At 59.7% G+C, this 14,947-nt stretch carries 13 protein-coding genes; 3 read left to right on the top strand and 10 right to left on the bottom strand.

The genetic code is table 11. From position 1 onward, the window contains the following. Window positions 1–3 precede the first annotated feature (3 nt). The 3 genes from QMX82_RS05310 to QMX82_RS05300 all read right to left on the bottom strand — a co-directional run bounded on the left by QMX82_RS05310 (window position 4) and on the right by QMX82_RS05300 (window position 3,239). Entirely contained in the window at window positions 4–876 is an 873-nt protein-coding gene (locus QMX82_RS05310) for an ABC transporter permease (RefSeq protein ID WP_282281432.1), read from the bottom strand. Next, on the bottom strand, window positions 863–1,936 hold the full coding sequence (locus QMX82_RS05305; RefSeq protein ID WP_208694610.1) for an ABC transporter ATP-binding protein: 1,074 nt from the start codon (window positions 1,934–1,936) through the stop codon (window positions 863–865). Before QMX82_RS05305 ends, QMX82_RS05310 begins: the two co-directional genes overlap by 14 nt. Before the next feature lie 235 nt (window positions 1,937–2,171). Next, window positions 2,172–3,239, bottom strand: coding sequence for an ABC transporter substrate-binding protein (locus QMX82_RS05300; RefSeq protein ID WP_282281431.1), 1,068 nt, complete (start codon window positions 3,237–3,239; stop codon window positions 2,172–2,174). A gap of 223 nt (window positions 3,240–3,462) precedes the next feature. Here QMX82_RS05300 and QMX82_RS05295 point away from each other — a divergent pair, with 223 nt between their 5' ends. The 3 genes from QMX82_RS05295 to QMX82_RS05285 all read left to right on the top strand — a co-directional run bounded on the left by QMX82_RS05295 (window position 3,463) and on the right by QMX82_RS05285 (window position 6,982). Then, complete coding sequence (locus QMX82_RS05295) at window positions 3,463–4,356, top strand: LysR substrate-binding domain-containing protein (protein ID WP_208694608.1); 894 nt, start codon at window positions 3,463–3,465, stop codon at window positions 4,354–4,356. A 329-nt stretch (window positions 4,357–4,685) separates the two neighbouring features. After that, window positions 4,686–4,937 (top strand): hypothetical protein, encoded by a 252-nt coding sequence (locus QMX82_RS05290; protein ID WP_208694607.1) that lies wholly within the window; start codon window positions 4,686–4,688, stop codon window positions 4,935–4,937. A 650-nt stretch (window positions 4,938–5,587) separates the two neighbouring features. Continuing rightward, complete coding sequence (locus tag QMX82_RS05285; RefSeq protein WP_282281430.1) at window positions 5,588–6,982, top strand: tyrosine-type recombinase/integrase; 1,395 nt, start codon at window positions 5,588–5,590, stop codon at window positions 6,980–6,982. Window positions 6,983–7,039: 57 nt separating this feature from the next. On the opposite strand, the gene QMX82_RS25820 is transcribed toward QMX82_RS05285, so the two are convergent. From QMX82_RS25820 to QMX82_RS05255, 7 genes are all read right to left on the bottom strand, one after another. After that, complete coding sequence (locus tag QMX82_RS25820) at window positions 7,040–7,189, bottom strand: Fic family protein (RefSeq protein ID WP_336619060.1); 150 nt, start codon at window positions 7,187–7,189, stop codon at window positions 7,040–7,042. A 228-nt stretch (window positions 7,190–7,417) separates the two neighbouring features. After that, the gene (locus tag QMX82_RS05280) at window positions 7,418–7,720 is read right to left on the bottom strand and encodes a Fic family protein (RefSeq protein WP_282281429.1); all 303 of its coding nucleotides are present in this window, start codon (window positions 7,718–7,720) and stop codon (window positions 7,418–7,420) included. Then, entirely contained in the window at window positions 7,720–7,923 is a 204-nt protein-coding gene (locus tag QMX82_RS05275) for a hypothetical protein (RefSeq protein ID WP_282281428.1), read from the bottom strand. Before QMX82_RS05275 ends, QMX82_RS05280 begins: the two co-directional genes overlap by 1 nt. Before the next feature lie 123 nt (window positions 7,924–8,046). Beyond that, on the bottom strand, window positions 8,047–11,523 hold the full coding sequence (locus QMX82_RS05270) for a DEAD/DEAH box helicase family protein (protein WP_282281427.1): 3,477 nt from the start codon (window positions 11,521–11,523) through the stop codon (window positions 8,047–8,049). 1 nt (window position 11,524) lies between these two features. Beyond that, window positions 11,525–13,414 carry a DEAD/DEAH box helicase gene (locus QMX82_RS05265; protein ID WP_282281426.1) on the bottom strand — a complete coding sequence of 630 codons (1,890 nt, stop codon included), beginning with the start codon at window positions 13,412–13,414 and terminating at the stop codon, window positions 11,525–11,527. A gap of 44 nt (window positions 13,415–13,458) precedes the next feature. After that, window positions 13,459–14,661, bottom strand: a complete 1,203-nt coding sequence (locus QMX82_RS05260; protein ID WP_282281425.1) for a restriction endonuclease subunit S — start codon at window positions 14,659–14,661, stop codon at window positions 13,459–13,461. After that, on the bottom strand, window positions 14,658–14,891 hold the full coding sequence (locus tag QMX82_RS05255; protein WP_282281424.1) for a hypothetical protein: 234 nt from the start codon (window positions 14,889–14,891) through the stop codon (window positions 14,658–14,660). The genes QMX82_RS05260 and QMX82_RS05255 overlap by 4 nt, the downstream gene beginning before the upstream one ends. Between the last annotated feature and the right edge of the window lie 56 nt (window positions 14,892–14,947).

Here is a 14,947-nt window from a genome sequence, read left to right as displayed (position 1 = left end):
CGATCACTCGAAGACGTGTTTGAAACGGCGCTCGGCCAACCGGCTGCAACCCACCACGATCACCAGGTTGGCGATCAGCAGCAGCACCGCGATGGCAGCGCCCAGCGGCCAGTTCAGCGAGCCGAGGAATTCGTCGTAGGCAGCCGTGGCGGCCACCTTGAGGCGACGGCCGCCGATGATCGCGGGGGTGGCGAAGGCCGAGGCCGCCAGGGCGAAGACGATGATCGAGCCCGAGAGGATTCCCGGCACGATCTGCGGCAGCACCACCCGCCTGAAGGTCGTCATCCGCGAAGCGCCGAGCGACAGGCCGGCCTGCTCCACCTGCAGATCGAGCTTTTGCAGGCTGGCCCAGACGGCGATCACCATGAAGGGCACCAGCACATGGGTCAGCGCCAGCACCACGCCGAACTGGGTGAACATCATGCGGATCGGAAAATCGATGATGCCTAGGGCCTGCAATGCCTGGTTGATCAGCCCGTTGTTGCCCAGCAGGATGGCCCATCCCAGGGTGCGCACCACCACCGAGATAAGCAGTGGGCCGAGCACCACGAGCAGGAACAGCGACCGCCAGGGTGCCCGCATGCGGGCGATGATGAGCGTCTCCGGCACGCCGATCAGGACCGAACAGACGGTCACCGCGAGCGCCATGCCGCCGGTGCGCAGGAAGATCTCGTGGAAATAATCGTCGCCGAACACCTCCAGGTAGTTGGCGAGCGAGTACACGGGAATCACCCCCTTGGTGTCGCTGAACAGGTTCAACGACAGCATGGCCGTGAGCACCAGCGGCGCCGCCAGCAAGGTCAGGAACACGAGTAGCGCAGGACCGGTCAGCAGCCAGGGCGCGCTGCCGACGCGCTCGGCATCATAGGTGGCCATGGGACACCTCCCGGCCGAGCAGGCGCAGGTCGTCGTCCAGCCAGGTCAGGCCCACCTCCTCCCCTTCCAGTGGCGGCGGCGCGCCGAGGTTCGGCTGCGTCAGATTCACCGGCCCCAGGGGGCTCTCGACACCGATCAGCCAGAGGTTGCCCAGGAACACCCGCATGCGCACCGTGCCGCGCAACCGGGCTTCGGCAGGATCGGCCAGGCGGATCTTTTCCGGCCGCAGGTAGACGTTTACATCGCCGTCGAACTGATGCCCCTCATGAGGGACGTGCAGCATCAGGCCATCGACCTTGACCTCGTAGCAGCGTGGCTTGCGGTTGTGGACGGCACCCGGGAAGGCATTGGTCTTGCCCAGGAAGCTCGAGGCGAAGGGCGACTGAGGCCGCTCGTAGGTCTCGAACGGCGAACCGATCTGCACGATGCGCCCGCCGTGCATCACCGCGATGCGATCGCTCATGGTCATCGCTTCAACCTGGTCGTGGGTGACCAGGATGGTGGTGATACCGAGGTCACGCTGGATGGCACGCAACTCGATATGCATGTCCTCGCGCAGCTTGGCGTCGAGGTTCGACATCGGCTCGTCCAGCAGCAACAGGTTCGGGCGGATCGCCAACGCCCGGGCGATGGCCACCCGCTGGCGCTGCCCACCCGAGAGAGCCTTGGGATAGCGTTCGCCCAGGCCCTGCAACCGAACCATGTCGAGCGCCGACTTCACTCGCTCTGCCCTTTCGCTACGCGGGACGCCGCGCATCTCCAGGCCAAAGCTGACGTTCTCGGCCACGGTCATGTGGGGAAACAGGGCATAGCTCTGGAACACCATCCCCAGTCCACGCTTTTCCGGGCGGACATGGGTGATGTCACGACCGTCCAGCACGATGCGCCCCGCGCTGGGCTGGACGAAACCCGCAACACTTTGCAGCGTCGTGGTCTTGCCGCAACCCGAAGGGCCGAGCAGGGAAAGAAATTCGCCTTTCTCCACGGCCAGATCGAGTCCGGCAATGGCGGTGAAGTCACCGTAGGTTTTGACGAGGCCGTCGAGGATCAGGAAAGCCATGGGCATGCCTCCGGCGATCACGAAGGCGTGATCGCTGTTCGTCCAAAGGAGGTGGGAGCGACCGGTTGCTAGGGAAAACCCAGCCACTCGATCATCGAGCGAGGTGGAATCGGACGATGGCGAAATGGACGTGAGGGCCTGCTGCTACAGCGGGCGGAGGGATAGCCCGAAGCCGCCCTCCTCTCCACTCGCAATCCCGCTGTCACTTCCTCGCCATCTGGCCGATACGCCACTATCACTCGATGGTCCTGTTCCAGCGCGTCGTCCACTCGGAACGCTTCTGGTTGATGGTGTCCCAATCGACCTTGAGCAGGCTGTCGACCTTTTCCTGTCCGTAGGGCATACGGGAAGCCAGTTCTGGCGGCAGCTTCACGGTGCGATTGACCGGCGCGAAGCCGTTGCTTTCGGACTGGATCTTCTGGATTTCCGGCGACAGCACGTACTGAATGAATTGCTGGGAGAGTTCGGACTGCGCATTGGGCGTGACGGAGCAGGCGGCCACCTGGAGGGCTACCGCGCCCTCCTTCGGATAGATGAACTTGAGCGGAAAGCCGGTGTTCTGCAGCGCCACCGCACGGCCACTGCCGTACACCGCCATGACCACATCACCGTTCTGCATCATCCCGTCCATCTCGCCCGGGGCACTGACCCAGGCCAGCACGTTCGGCGCGATCTTCTTCTCGAACACCGCGAAACCCGGATCGATGTCTTTCTCGCCGCCGCCATTCAGCCGCGCCATCTCGATCAGCGAATGCAGGCCATAGGTATTGGTGATCGGCGGCATGCCCAGCAGCTGCCGATATTTCGGATCTTCAAGATCGGTCCAGGACGTGGGAGCCGCCCAACCGCGCTTCTTGAAGGCTTCTTCGTTATAGCCGATCCCGGTGGCAACCATGCCCACTGCCGTGGCTTCGGGACTCAGCCGCGCCAAGGGATACAGGTCCTGGTAGACCGGCGCATCCGTGAGCTTTTCGCAGAACCCCAACTGCAGCGCCTGGTACATGGGGCCATCGTCCATCATGGCCACGTTGATCTGCTGCCGCCCTTTCTGGGCCTGCAACTTGGCCAGCGTTTCCGTCGAGTTGCCCGATACATACACGACCTTGACCCCATGCGCCTTCTCGAAGGCGGGAATGACGCGGGTCTTGTACATCTGCTCGGTGGAGCCGCCGACCCCCGCGACAAACAGCGTCGTTTCGGCGTGTGCAGGCAGCGCCATGCCAGCGCCCGCTGCGGCCAACAGCAGCGCGGACAGACCCTGACGCCAGGAGATGGATGAGGTACGGAGATACGGACTGGTCACGGGCAATGCTCCCTTTTTTGCGTTGCGGCAGATCGAGAACGTCGTGAGGACACGACCGGAAGATCTAGGCATCCGCCTCCGAGGACATCGCGGTAACCGCCATTCGGAAACGCTTTCTTTTTATGGGGCCATTTGGCTTGTGACCGAGTATTGTCAGCCTGAACCCATAGGGTCAAATACGAAGGTACGGGTTAAGTATTCATATTTGATATGGAGAGCTCTGTTGAATCTCAGACAGATCGAAGCCTTCCGCAGCGTAATGCGTCTAGGCTCCATGACCGCGGCCGCTGAAGCCCTGCACACCTCGCAGCCCAATGTCAGCCGACTGATCGCCCAGCTGGAGCTGAGTACCGGACTCAAACTGTTCGAACGCGCAGGGGTACGCCTGATACCCACTAAGGAAGGCAGCGCCTTCTTCCAGGAGGTGGAGCGGGCCTATGTAGGGTTGGACAGCCTGCGCCAGTCGGCCAAGAACATCCGCAACCTGGGTACCGGCCGCCTGCGTATCGCGGCAGTACCCTCGACTGGCCTCACGCTCATCCCCCACGTCATCAAGGACTTCGTCGCGACCCGCCCAGAGCTTACCGTCTCCCTGCACATGAACGCCTCGCCCACGGTGGTGCAGTGGGTGCAATCCCAATTCTGCGACCTAGGCGTAGTGGTCCAGCCCAGCGACGCCGGCCCCCTGGAAACGCTGCTCATCACCCGGCTCCGCGCCGTCTGCGTCCTACCGCCAGGCCATCGACTGGCGTCGCAGGAAGTCATCAGGGCACAAGATCTTCACGGCGAGAACTTCGTATCCCTCTGCCACGGCGACGGCACCCGCGAGCAGATGGACAGGGTCTTCGAGCAAGCCGGTGTCGAACGCAAACTCGCCGTGGAAGGCCAATACAGCTCCATCACCTGCGAGATGGTCGCCGCCGGCATGGGCGCCGCCCTCATGAGCCCGAACGTTGCCCAGGATTTTCTGCACAAGGGCATCACTATCCACCGCTTCGAGCCTGAGCTGTTGTTTCCGGTTTATGTTGTTGTGCCAGCAGGATCTAGCCAGACGCCTTTGGCGACGGACTTTATTCAGGCGCTACGGAAGCATTATGCACGGCACTTTCCGCAGTGAGAGCTGATTGCCATGGCCCTCTTTCCGCTTGAGGGTTGCTATAACGAAATTTATATCGGTTTTCCGAAAGGACGCAGGACGCGACAGGCCACTCATTCGGCTAACTCTCTGCGAAGAACCTGTTGCACCCTCGGGCGCCACGTTCAGACCAAGGGAACTACAGCCTCTATTATCCTAGCGCCGAATCCAGATAGCGGGGTTCTCAACAGCCAACTGCAACGGTCTAACTTGCGTAGCAAAGACGCTCCGGACGATGTCCGGCGTCTCCTGAGCAGGCACTGGTCATCGGAACGATTGTCACAACCTCTGCACACACAAGAGGAGAACTCATGGCTATCAATGCGGAACTCAAAGCTGAAATCTTGCGCCGCCTGTATCACTCGCATCCGGCAGGCCTGGGTAATGAAATTCTCGATAATCATCACGGGGATAATGCCGTTATGGAGGTTCTCCACGACCTGCAAGAGCATGGACTGATTCATAAGGGCAATATCCACGTTGGCGCTCAAGGCGAGCGCTCCCTGGTACTGCCCATCAAGCTAACTTCTGCTGGAGCAGATGCCGCTAAAGATGCTGAATAACATCAGAGGCCCAGTTCTAACGCCGGGCCTCTCTTGTTTCTATTGGCTAGTCCAAAGCAGCGGCTGACTCACAAGCAGCCTAGCTGCACGCGCTATAGGCAGTGGTCGACGAGCGCCCTCGGACCAAGGCTTTCATAAGCTGCTATGGGCAATAACAGGACCCGCGGCCTAAGGTAATGTCAGGTGCTATTGAGCGTGGACATTTCTTTAGGGTTGCGCAAGCAAGGGGCGAGACTCCAGCCAGATACGCATGACCCTAACCAGCAAGGCTCATGCAGCAACCTGGTTAAACGCCATTGAAGTTTTGCACCAATGGAATCGCTAGCGTGTCTGCCTGGATTTTGATTCTGTTTTGATTAGAGCCCACAAACGAAAAAGGCCCAAGCCACTAAGGGCTTGAGCCTTCTCGTTAATTTGGTCGGGACGGAGTGATTCGAACACTCGACCCCTTGCACCCCATGCGCTTATTTAGTGGATTTCCATGGAAGTCCATGGACGCTATTGGAACGCCGAAATCATAATAAATACGGGGAATATAGGCTATATTGGCGTCCATCATGATCCACCAGCATCCACAGACAGCCAAGCGATTCGGTGGGGTAAAAGTGGGGTAAAAAACTCAGGTAGCGGAATTATGCAAGGGGTAGGACATGGCCAAACTGACAGCCAAGCAACTGGAAGCGCTCACCGCCGTCGATGACGGCAAGATCCTTCGCGAAGAAGGTGGCCTGGTCGCCAAAGTCCGCTCAGGTTTGCGTGGCGTGACGGTACAATTTCGCTACGAGTTCAAGCTGAATGGATTGAAGCGCGACCAGAGCCTGGGCAGCTGGCCGAAGAAATCGCTGGCACAGATTCGCGCCGAACGTGATGAGGTGAAAGCGACAGCTGCCAAGGGTATCGATCCCACTGCAGCCCGCAAGGCCGCCAAGATCGAAGCTCAGGCCGCCATCGCCGCCACCATTGCCGAGGCCGAGCGCCAAGCCGCGGAGAACAAGACGGTCGCCGACCTTTTCGAAGAGTGGATGCACGACGGCGTATCCCGCCAGGACGGCAACGCCGAACTGCGTCGTAGCTTCACCAAGGACGTACTGCCCCTCATTGGCAGGAAGCCTCTGCGCAACCTCACCGAGAAAGACCTGCTCGCAGTCCTGCGCTCTATCAAGGCCCGCGGCCTGAACCGTACCGTCGTGATCCGCAACAACGACATCGGCCAGATGCTGCGCTGGGCCGAGAAACGCAAACCGTGGCGCGGCCTGATGGCCGACGGCAATCCGGCCGACCTGGTGGACGTCAACAAACTCCTCGACCACGACTACCAGGAACAACGCGACCGCCTCCTCTCCCCCGATGAAATCCGCGAACTGCGCGACATCTTCGCCCGCCTCGAACGCGACTACGAGGTCCTCCCCGCCGGCCAGAAATACTCGGGCATCCGCCCAGTCAACCCACGCGTCCAATGCGCCGTGTGGATCTGCCTGAGCACCCTCTGCCGCATCGGCGAACTGCTCAAATCCGAATGGCGCCACGTCGATCTGGAAAAAGGCACTTGGTTCATCCCAGCCGAAGCCACTAAGGGACACAAGGGCAAGCGCCAGGATCACCACGTATTTCTATCGTCATTCGCCTCAGAGCAGTTCAAGCGTCTCAAAGCAGAAACCGGGCATACACCGTTCTGCTTCCCCAGCAAGGACGAAAGCAGCCACGTCGACACCAAAACGGTCAGTAAGGTGATAGGCGACCGGCAGTGCCAATTCAAAAACCGCAGTAAGCCCCTGACAGGTCGTCACCACGACGACTCACTGGTGCTGAGCAAGGGCACCAAAGGGGAATGGACACCTCATGACTTGCGCCGTACTGGCGCGACTATGATGCAGGAGCTGGGTGTCACCCTGGAGATTATTGACCGCTGTCAGAACCACCTGCTGGGCGGCTCCAAAGTGCGCCGACATTACCTACATCACGACTATGCGAAAGAAAAAACTGAAGCATGGGGGCTTCTGGGAGAGAAGCTAGAAAAACTCATGCCAAGCCCATCGGCAGACTAGCGGCAGGACACATTACTTGACCGGTCACTTAGTCGATTACTTGACTGATCTACAGCCTTATTTCTGTTTGGCCACTTGTTTACCAAACCCAGTCAGGTAGTAACACTGCAATCGGCTATTGGGCTTGTCCGGCCTAGTCATGGCAATCAACCCTGCATCCAGCGCCGGACGCAGATAGCGCTCGCGGAAAGATTTGCGGTCAGCCAAGCCCAGCTTAGCTTAGCTTAGCTTGCAGCGTCTCACGACTGACCTCGCCAACCACATACCTGAGCAGCTCCGCGACTTGGGGGGTTACTTGAGGCGCGACTTGGGGGGGGGTTACGCTGAGGATCGCATCGCGCAGCATGCTCAACATAAACACAATAAACGGTGCACTGTCGGCTTGCTGGGAACTCTCGTTGATAACCGCGTAGTACTCGGCTTGATGCGCGTGCACTAGGCTTTCCACCGGCACATGCGCGAACCGCGGCTGCGCCAACGGCTCAGAATCAAGGTTTGCCACAGCCGCCCCATGCGCCCATTGCCATCGGCAAAGGGGTGGATAAATTCGAACCCGTAGTGACAGACACAACTGGCAATCAGCGGCGGCTGATCGGCTATTTCTAACCAGTGCAGTAGGTCACGCATTAGCTTGCTGACGCGATTGGCCGGTAGAGCCATGTGCACCACCTGATCCCCCTTCATCACGCCGACACCGCCCTGGCGATAATGTCCGGCATCTTCGATCAGGCCTTTCATCAGCAACGCGTGAGCATTGAGCAGATGCTTGCGGGCTGCCAAGCCTTCAGTTGCTCGTAAATCGCCAGCGCATTAAGCGCCTCTTGTACGTCCTCAGGCGACGCAATAATGCGCATACCGTCAAGAATCGCGGTGATCTGCTCTTCGCTCAGCGTATTGCCTTCAATGGCCAACGAACCTTGCACGGTGCGGATACGATTCATCCGTCGCAAGCGTAAAGCATGGGCATGCTTCGACTGCGCACTTATCCGCGCCAACGATTTGTGCAATCTCCGCCACCAAAGACAGAATGCGGCCGTTCAGCATAAAGGGGGGCTGATACATCATCACGCCGCCGCACTACGTTTGATAGCCGCGATCACCGCCACAATCGCGTTGGCATCGGCATCGCCAAAGGCACCGTCCAGGCCCTCGTGGTGCAGTGCGGTAAAGGGGGGCTCATAGAGCTGTCCGGCCTCCATCACGCCCTGCCGAGTGAGGCGCTCGATGATCATTTCGACAAAGCGAATCTGCTGGCTGCTGTAGCGGTTCTCGTCGAGGAATTGGCCGAAAGCCTCCTTGGCCGCATTGCGATCCAAGCCCACCAATGAGCGGATCAGGAGAGTCAGCGGCTGGTCCGCGCCATAGCACTGCTCGAATTGCTCACGGCTCTGCACCGGCTCCGACTCGTAGACAAAATGCTCCAGCTCGCTCAGGTCGCTCGACGTAAGCGGGCGGTTGAATTTGAGCTTGGCGATAGCCATGTGATTCTCGTTGGCACGGATATAGGCTTCGACCTTCTTCCTGTACTGCTCCAGGTTGATGCCGGTGTTGAAGTCCTTCAGATTGACCACCGTCGCCTCGCCAATCTCGTCGCTCAGCACGCTGTACACCGGGTTGCTCGGGCGGCGCTCGATAAACTTGATCAGCTCACGCATCCGGCGGCGCAGTTGCTCAAGCATTGGCAAGCGGATGTCCTGCCAGTATTCGTCGGTTTGCACGTCCTGCAGCAACGCCAACTCGGCATGTACCGCCGGAATGCTATCCATCACTTCCAACTGGCTAGCCAGCTCGACCACCTTGTCGCGATAGGTAATGAAATCGCTGGTTGAACGCAGCAACGCCAGTTGCAGGTTCAGGCAGACCAGGTCGAACAATTTGGCAGTAATGTGCTCGGCCGCACGCTCACTCGGCAGGCCGGCGACATGGCTGCGCAGATCGCCCAGCGCCGCCTCATCCAGGGCATTCCACACCTCACGTTCAGCAAAACGGGTCACGTGTTCCAGCTCAGTACGGACGATGAAATTGTCCGGGTTCATCGCCGCGACCTCGTCGTGCAGTTCGTTGGTCAAATCCGTGCGCATTTCGACAAAGGCAACGTAATGGCCACTGGTTTCCGCCAGCGCCCCCGGCTCGCGCACATTCTTCGATGCCAACAACGCCAGCAGATCCAGTCGCGCCTTGAACAAGCGCTTACCCAACGGCTCGGCCACACCGCCCAGTGCGCCCTTGGGGTTTTCGTTGAAGTATTCGAAGTTGCCGCAGAAATCGAAGATGGAGAACTCGCGCTTGTGCACGCCCGGCGCAAATAGATCCGGGCACAGCCGCGTGCCGCGCCCGATCATCTGCAGGAACTTAACCTTCGAACGCACCGCCTTGAAGAACACCAGATTCAGCACCTGCGGCACGTCGATGCCGGTGTCGAGCATGTCCACCGAAATGGCGATCTGCGGCAGCTTGTTGAGCTTGCTGCTGAAGTCATCAATCAGGGTCTGCGAGTAACTCACCGCATGGGTGATAACCCGCGCAAACTCGCCATTGAAGTGCGGGTAGTGATGATTGAAGCGCCGGGCGATAAATTCGGCATGCTTCTGGCTCACCGCAAAGATGATGGTCTTGCCGAGCTTGTCGCCGCCCTCCACCTTCAGGCCGTTCTGCATCAGGTGCTTGAGCATCAGGTCGACAGTTGGCTCGTTGAACAGCTGCTTGTTGACCTCCGAGGCCAACACCTCGGTGGGTGCTTCGCCCTCGGCGCTGTAATCGCCCCAGTCCAGCGACTCCCAGTGCTCTTTCTCGTCATCGCTGAGCTGGTCGTAACGGATGCCTTCGCGGACAAACTTGATCGGCACCGAATACGCCGTGGGCGGCACCAGATAGCCATCCTCCACCGCCTCATTCAGGCCGTAGGCATCAGTCGGCACGCCGGTTTCCAGACCGAAAAGGTGATAGGTATCGCGGTCCACTTCGTCACGCGGGGTGGCAGTCAGGCCCACCAGGTAGCTGTCGAAGTAACGGAAGATCGCACCGTACTTCTGGTACACGCTGCGGTGCGCCTCGTCGATCACGATCAAGTCGAAGTGGCCAACGCCGTACTTGCGGCGGTCGCCCTCCATCTGCTCAATCAAGCCCATCATAGTTGGATAGGTACACAGATAGACGCGCCCCTGGCCGTTCTTGTCGGTCACCAGATTGACCGGGCTGGAGTGCGGCAAGAATTCCTTGAAGGCATTCGTGGCCTGATTGACCAGGGGCACCCGGTCAGCCAGGAACAGCACGCGCTTGACCCAGTTGCCGCGCATCAACAGCTCGACCAGAGCAATCGACATGCGCGTCTTGCCGGTACCGGTGGCCATGGTCAGCAAACCGGCGCGGCGGCCCTGGCTGAGGGATTCGGTCATCGCCCGAATCGCCCGGTGCTGATAGGTACGCTCGACAATCTCGCTATTGATCGGCAGCTCGCGCAAATCGCTTTGCAGGCTGCGCCGCTGGATCGCCAGTTCCAGCTCATCACGGGTATAAAAGCCCTGTACCTCGCGGGGCGGCGCACGGCGGTCGTCCCACAGCCAGGTGTGGTTGCCGTTGCTGTAGAAAATCAGCGGGCGCTGGCCCTTCTCGGCCTCCAGGCAATCGGCATAAAGCTTGGCTTGCTGCTGACCCACGTCCGGGTCTTTTAGGCTGCGCTTGGCCTCCACCACGGCCAGCGGTTTGCCGTTGGCACCCCACAGCACGTAATCGACAAAGCCCTCGCCCTGGCCGTTGGGCATGCCGCTAACCGGCACTTCGGCGTCGGCGTTCTTGCCCAACTCCCAGCCGGCCTCGCGCAGCAGCACGTCGATAAACAAACGGCGGGTGTCGGCCTCGTCGTAATCGTGGCTGTCCGGCACGGCGATATTCGCCGCCTTGGCCTGGGCCAGTGCCGCACGGGTAGCCACCAGTTCAGCATCCAGCTTGGCCAGCAGCGCCTCGCGCTCGCTCAGGCTGGCGGCCTGCTCGGCAATCGCCGCCTCGCGGGCTTCCAGGGTGCCGTGCTGGGCAGCGATCTGTTGCTGGAATTTGGCTTCCTGTTTTTTCAGCTCTTCACGGGTAAAGGCCGCCGCATCGCTGACGCTGACCAGCTTCGGCACGTTCTGTTCGTCGAACGCCGCGTCGATGCTTTTCGGGTCGCTCGCTCGGGTGTAGGTGCGCGCCAGCCAGAACAGCAGGTGAAACAGTTCGCGCACCAGCTTCATCGCATCGCTGTAGCTGATCGGCTGATTGCCATGCACGGCTTGGTTGCCCAGCTTCTGAATCAACCGGGCCTTCTGATGGATCTGCGGCGGCAGCAGGCGCACAAACTCAACCTGGGTCAGCAGCAGATTAAGGCCGTTGTCGTAAGGCATGCGCAGGTCGCGGTCATGCTCATAGAGCCAATGCACCGCTTGCTCCAGGGCATGGCGGGTGCGCATGCAGCAGGCGCGTGGGTCGGAGTACACCAGCTGTTCCGCGCCCTTGGCCGGCTCGAACAGGGTTTTGAATTCGGGGATGAGAAATGCAAAGTTGCTCATATCAACCGGCTGCCTTCTGTGCGTCCACCTCGTCCAGGTGCTGACGCACGCTGCCGATCGAGTCCTGAATTCTGCGGGTAAAGCTGGACGGTTCGCGGTAGGTCATCACCAACCGATCGATCGCGCGAGTCATGGCCACATACAGCAGGCGCGCCTCGTCGACTTCGTCTTCACCCTTCTTCGGCATTTCACCCAAGTTGGGGATCAGCACCAGGCCGAACTCCAGGCCCTTGCTCGAATGCATGCTGACGATCTTGACCGCATCCTCGCTGCCATACAACGTGCCACGGCCCTTGGCCGACTGGCCCGAGGCGAAGGCGATGCCGGCCTCGCTCAAGGCCCGCTCGATGCGTTGCGCCTGGGCGGTGCTGCGATAGATCACCGCCATATCGTTCAGGGCACGGCCCTGGCCTTGCCCGTCGCGAATGCGCTCGACGATGCAGTTGTGTTCCTGCCAATCGGACTCACAGCGCAGCAGCTCGGGGAAGGCGCCGCGCCGGCCCGCGCTTTGTGGCGCGACGATGGGCACGCCATCCTCGGCGGCATCGCGGGCGGTCAGCAGTTCCATGGCAAAAGCCCGCGCCACCGACAGTACCTCCACGGTATTGCGGTAATTCAGCCGGAGGATGATGGTGCGGCCCTGGGCCTGAATGCCGACGCTGGCAAAGCTGAAATCCATGCCGCTTTTACCGCCCTTGCCGCGATAGATCGACTGCGCATCGTCGTACAGCACCAGCAGCGAATTACTCTCCGGATCGATCATCTGCACCACCAGCTTGAACCACTCGGGCTGGAAGTCATGGCCCTCGTCGATCAGCACCGCCGCGTACTGGGCGCGGGGGATTTGCCGACGGTCAACGCCAGCGATGGTGTTCTCGACCATCTGCGCCATCTTGGCGTTGACCGACAATTTTGGGTCCGGGCGATCGACATTAAAGGCGGTGAGCATGTCCGAGCACCAGGCGTGGAAGTTACGCACCACAACCTTCTCGCTCAGGCCGCGCTCGGCCAGCACCTGCTGCAGGCGGCCGGCCAGGGACTTGTTGTAACAGAGCACCAGCACCGGTTTGCTCGACACCTGCGCCAGGTGCGCGCAGCGGTAGCCGAGGATCATGGTCTTGCCGCTGCCCGCCGCGCCATGAATCACTCGATGGCCCTCGCCGAGGGAGCGCGCCAGTTGCTCCTGCTGCAAGTCCATCACCTTGATCAGGCTGGGCAGAGGCGCGTCCTGTTCGGCGAACAGCCCGAACTGCCCCGGCAGTGCATTCACCCGCACCTCGGGGTACAGGTGATAACGCACGCGGTCGATCTGCGGCAGGCTCAACTGGCACGGGAAGACATGGTGGAACATGTCCCACAGCCGTTGCTGGAAGGCTTCGGCATCCACCGTCTCGGTCATTTCATCCTGAAACAGCACCTGCTTCGGGTTGAGCACCTCGGCTAGGTCCGTACCCTCGAACTGCTTGCGGGTGATGTTGGTCAGCACCACGCCCCAGCCAAACGGCATAATCAAGTTGCCGGCACGCGGCGAGCCAGCGGGCTGCTTTAACGCCGGATCACGCTGCAACATCATTACCACTTCCATGGCGTAGGCCCGCGCCTGCAGCATCGGATTCTTCTGGGTTTTCAGCACGCCATCAGCAAAGATCTTCGCCTGGCCACGATCCATGCTCCGGATGGTGTCCAGCCTCCAATCCTTGACCTCCAGCACCAGCACGCCGCGTAGCGGATGCATCAGCACAAAATCCGGCTGCAAGGCCTTTGGTCCCACCGGAATATTGAACCAGCAAAGGTAATCGTCTTCGAGCTTCTTCTCCAAGCGCTCGGCCAAGCGGCGTTCGCCAGGGGTGTCGAAACGGCAGCTGGTGCGAGCGGGGAAGAGTTGAGCCATTTGGGTTGCCTGTTCCTTGGCGTGCCGGGGGCACAGGTTATGACCTAGAGCGTACCTGCAAATGCATTCTGCTGGAGTGCAGCAAAAAGTTCGTCAGAACGACTTTCCTGACTTACCGCCTGCGCGCGCTGTTTTTCTAGCGATTTCTTGATCGTAACAAAACGTCGTTGCTCTTCTATCGAGGGTAATGCAACCGGTAGCTCTTTGATGATTCCCATATTGAGCCCCGCCATGATTGCGCCTTTGGCTCGGCTTTCAAGGTAGCTCCGAGCGACTGGATGCATCAAGAAGTACGAATGTAAAAACTCCGGCTCGCACCGTGTGGCGTCGAGAGTAATACAGCAGAGATGCTTGGTATTGATCGCGGTGGGCACGCCATCTGGGACAACAGCGCATCGCCCACAGGTGCCCATGATGGTTATTAGTACGTCGCCTGGATTAACCCGATAGCGAGCGAGCTGCGCATATTTTTCTGCCGTAATGAATCGTGGCTTCGCCCATGCAAACGTGTTGGATACGGCGTTATCTATACCGAGAACAGCGATGCCTTGGTCGACAAACTCACTATGCAGCAATTGACTGCCGAAGGGACCGGTACGTATAGCTCCAGCAGCAGGCGCTAGCTCTGCTACTGATGTGGACGCAGTAGTGCTGCCGCCAAACATTTCCAGAAACACGGATTGCAGCAGTTGATCGAGCTTGGCGATAGCTTCGCGGCGCTTGGCGCGCAGTGCGTCGGCCTTGTCCAGAACCGCTGCGATACGGCGCTGTTCGGGAATGGGGGGGAGTGGAATCGTTAGCGCGAGACATCGTGCGATGTCCATGTTGGAAATGTTAGTAGTCTGCCTGCCACAGTTTCGAGCATCGGCTTGGGTATCAGGTGAATTAAACCAGTGATAGAGGTACCGCAAATCTACTTTGCTCTTATCGCCCCTCAAGGCGGCGATAAATCCACCTACCGTTGCGGCATAACTTAACGCCGGCACCCAGCAACACTTCCCAACGAGATTCCAGCTATTGGCCGTAGACACAAGCAAATCGCCTTCTCGAAGAATTTTCTCTTCGCTTTTGACGTGGCCACGAGGGATCGACAGAAGATCAGATTCATCCAATACCTTTTGCACGTTTGCAGTCCGCATACAAACAATCGCCCCCTCGGAGAAGTTATCCATAAGGTCAGAAGGCTTGTAGGTAACGCCCCTGATGAACTCTGCAACATCACCAAGTGCTACCGCAGGGAAACTCACGACAGCATCCCCTCCAACTCATCCATCCCCCGCATAATCTCCGCCTCCAGCGCCTTCAACTCGGCCAGAATTTTCTGCGGCGACTCGTGCTGCACTTCCTCGTACACCACTTGCTTGTAGCGGTTGATCGACAGGTCGTAATCGGTGTCGGCGATTTCTGCCTTGGGCACCAGAAAACTCTGCTCGGTGCGCTCGCGGCCGACCTCACCCGCACGGTTAACCCTGCGCACTGCGCTGATCGCCTTCGACTACGAAGCTCACGAATGCGACTGGCGACCCGTCCCAT

Source organism: Pseudomonas sp. PS02302, assembly GCF_029959585.1.
Classification (GTDB): Bacteria; Pseudomonadota; Gammaproteobacteria; order Pseudomonadales; family Pseudomonadaceae; genus Chryseomonas; species Chryseomonas aestiva.
This window is presented reverse-complemented; position numbering and strand designations above follow the sequence as displayed.

Coding starts and splice junctions, on each gene's coding strand:
- QMX82_RS05290 (WP_208694607.1), top strand. CDS start 4,686: ATGGCTATCAATGCGGAACTCAAAGCTGAAATCTTGCGCCGCCTGTAT.
- QMX82_RS05270 (WP_282281427.1), bottom strand. CDS start 11,523: ATGAGCAACTTTGCATTTCTCATCCCCGAATTCAAAACCCTGTTCGAG.
- QMX82_RS05285 (WP_282281430.1), top strand. CDS start 5,588: ATGGCCAAACTGACAGCCAAGCAACTGGAAGCGCTCACCGCCGTCGAT.
- QMX82_RS05305 (WP_208694610.1), bottom strand. CDS start 1,936: ATGGCTTTCCTGATCCTCGACGGCCTCGTCAAAACCTACGGTGACTTC.
- QMX82_RS05275 (WP_282281428.1), bottom strand. CDS start 7,923: ATGAATCGTATCCGCACCGTGCAAGGTTCGTTGGCCATTGAAGGCAAT.
- QMX82_RS05310 (WP_282281432.1), bottom strand. CDS start 876: ATGGCCACCTATGATGCCGAGCGCGTCGGCAGCGCGCCCTGGCTGCTG.
- QMX82_RS05280 (WP_282281429.1), bottom strand. CDS start 7,720: ATGAAAGGCCTGATCGAAGATGCCGGACATTATCGCCAGGGCGGTGTC.
- QMX82_RS05265 (WP_282281426.1), bottom strand. CDS start 13,414: ATGGCTCAACTCTTCCCCGCTCGCACCAGCTGCCGTTTCGACACCCCT.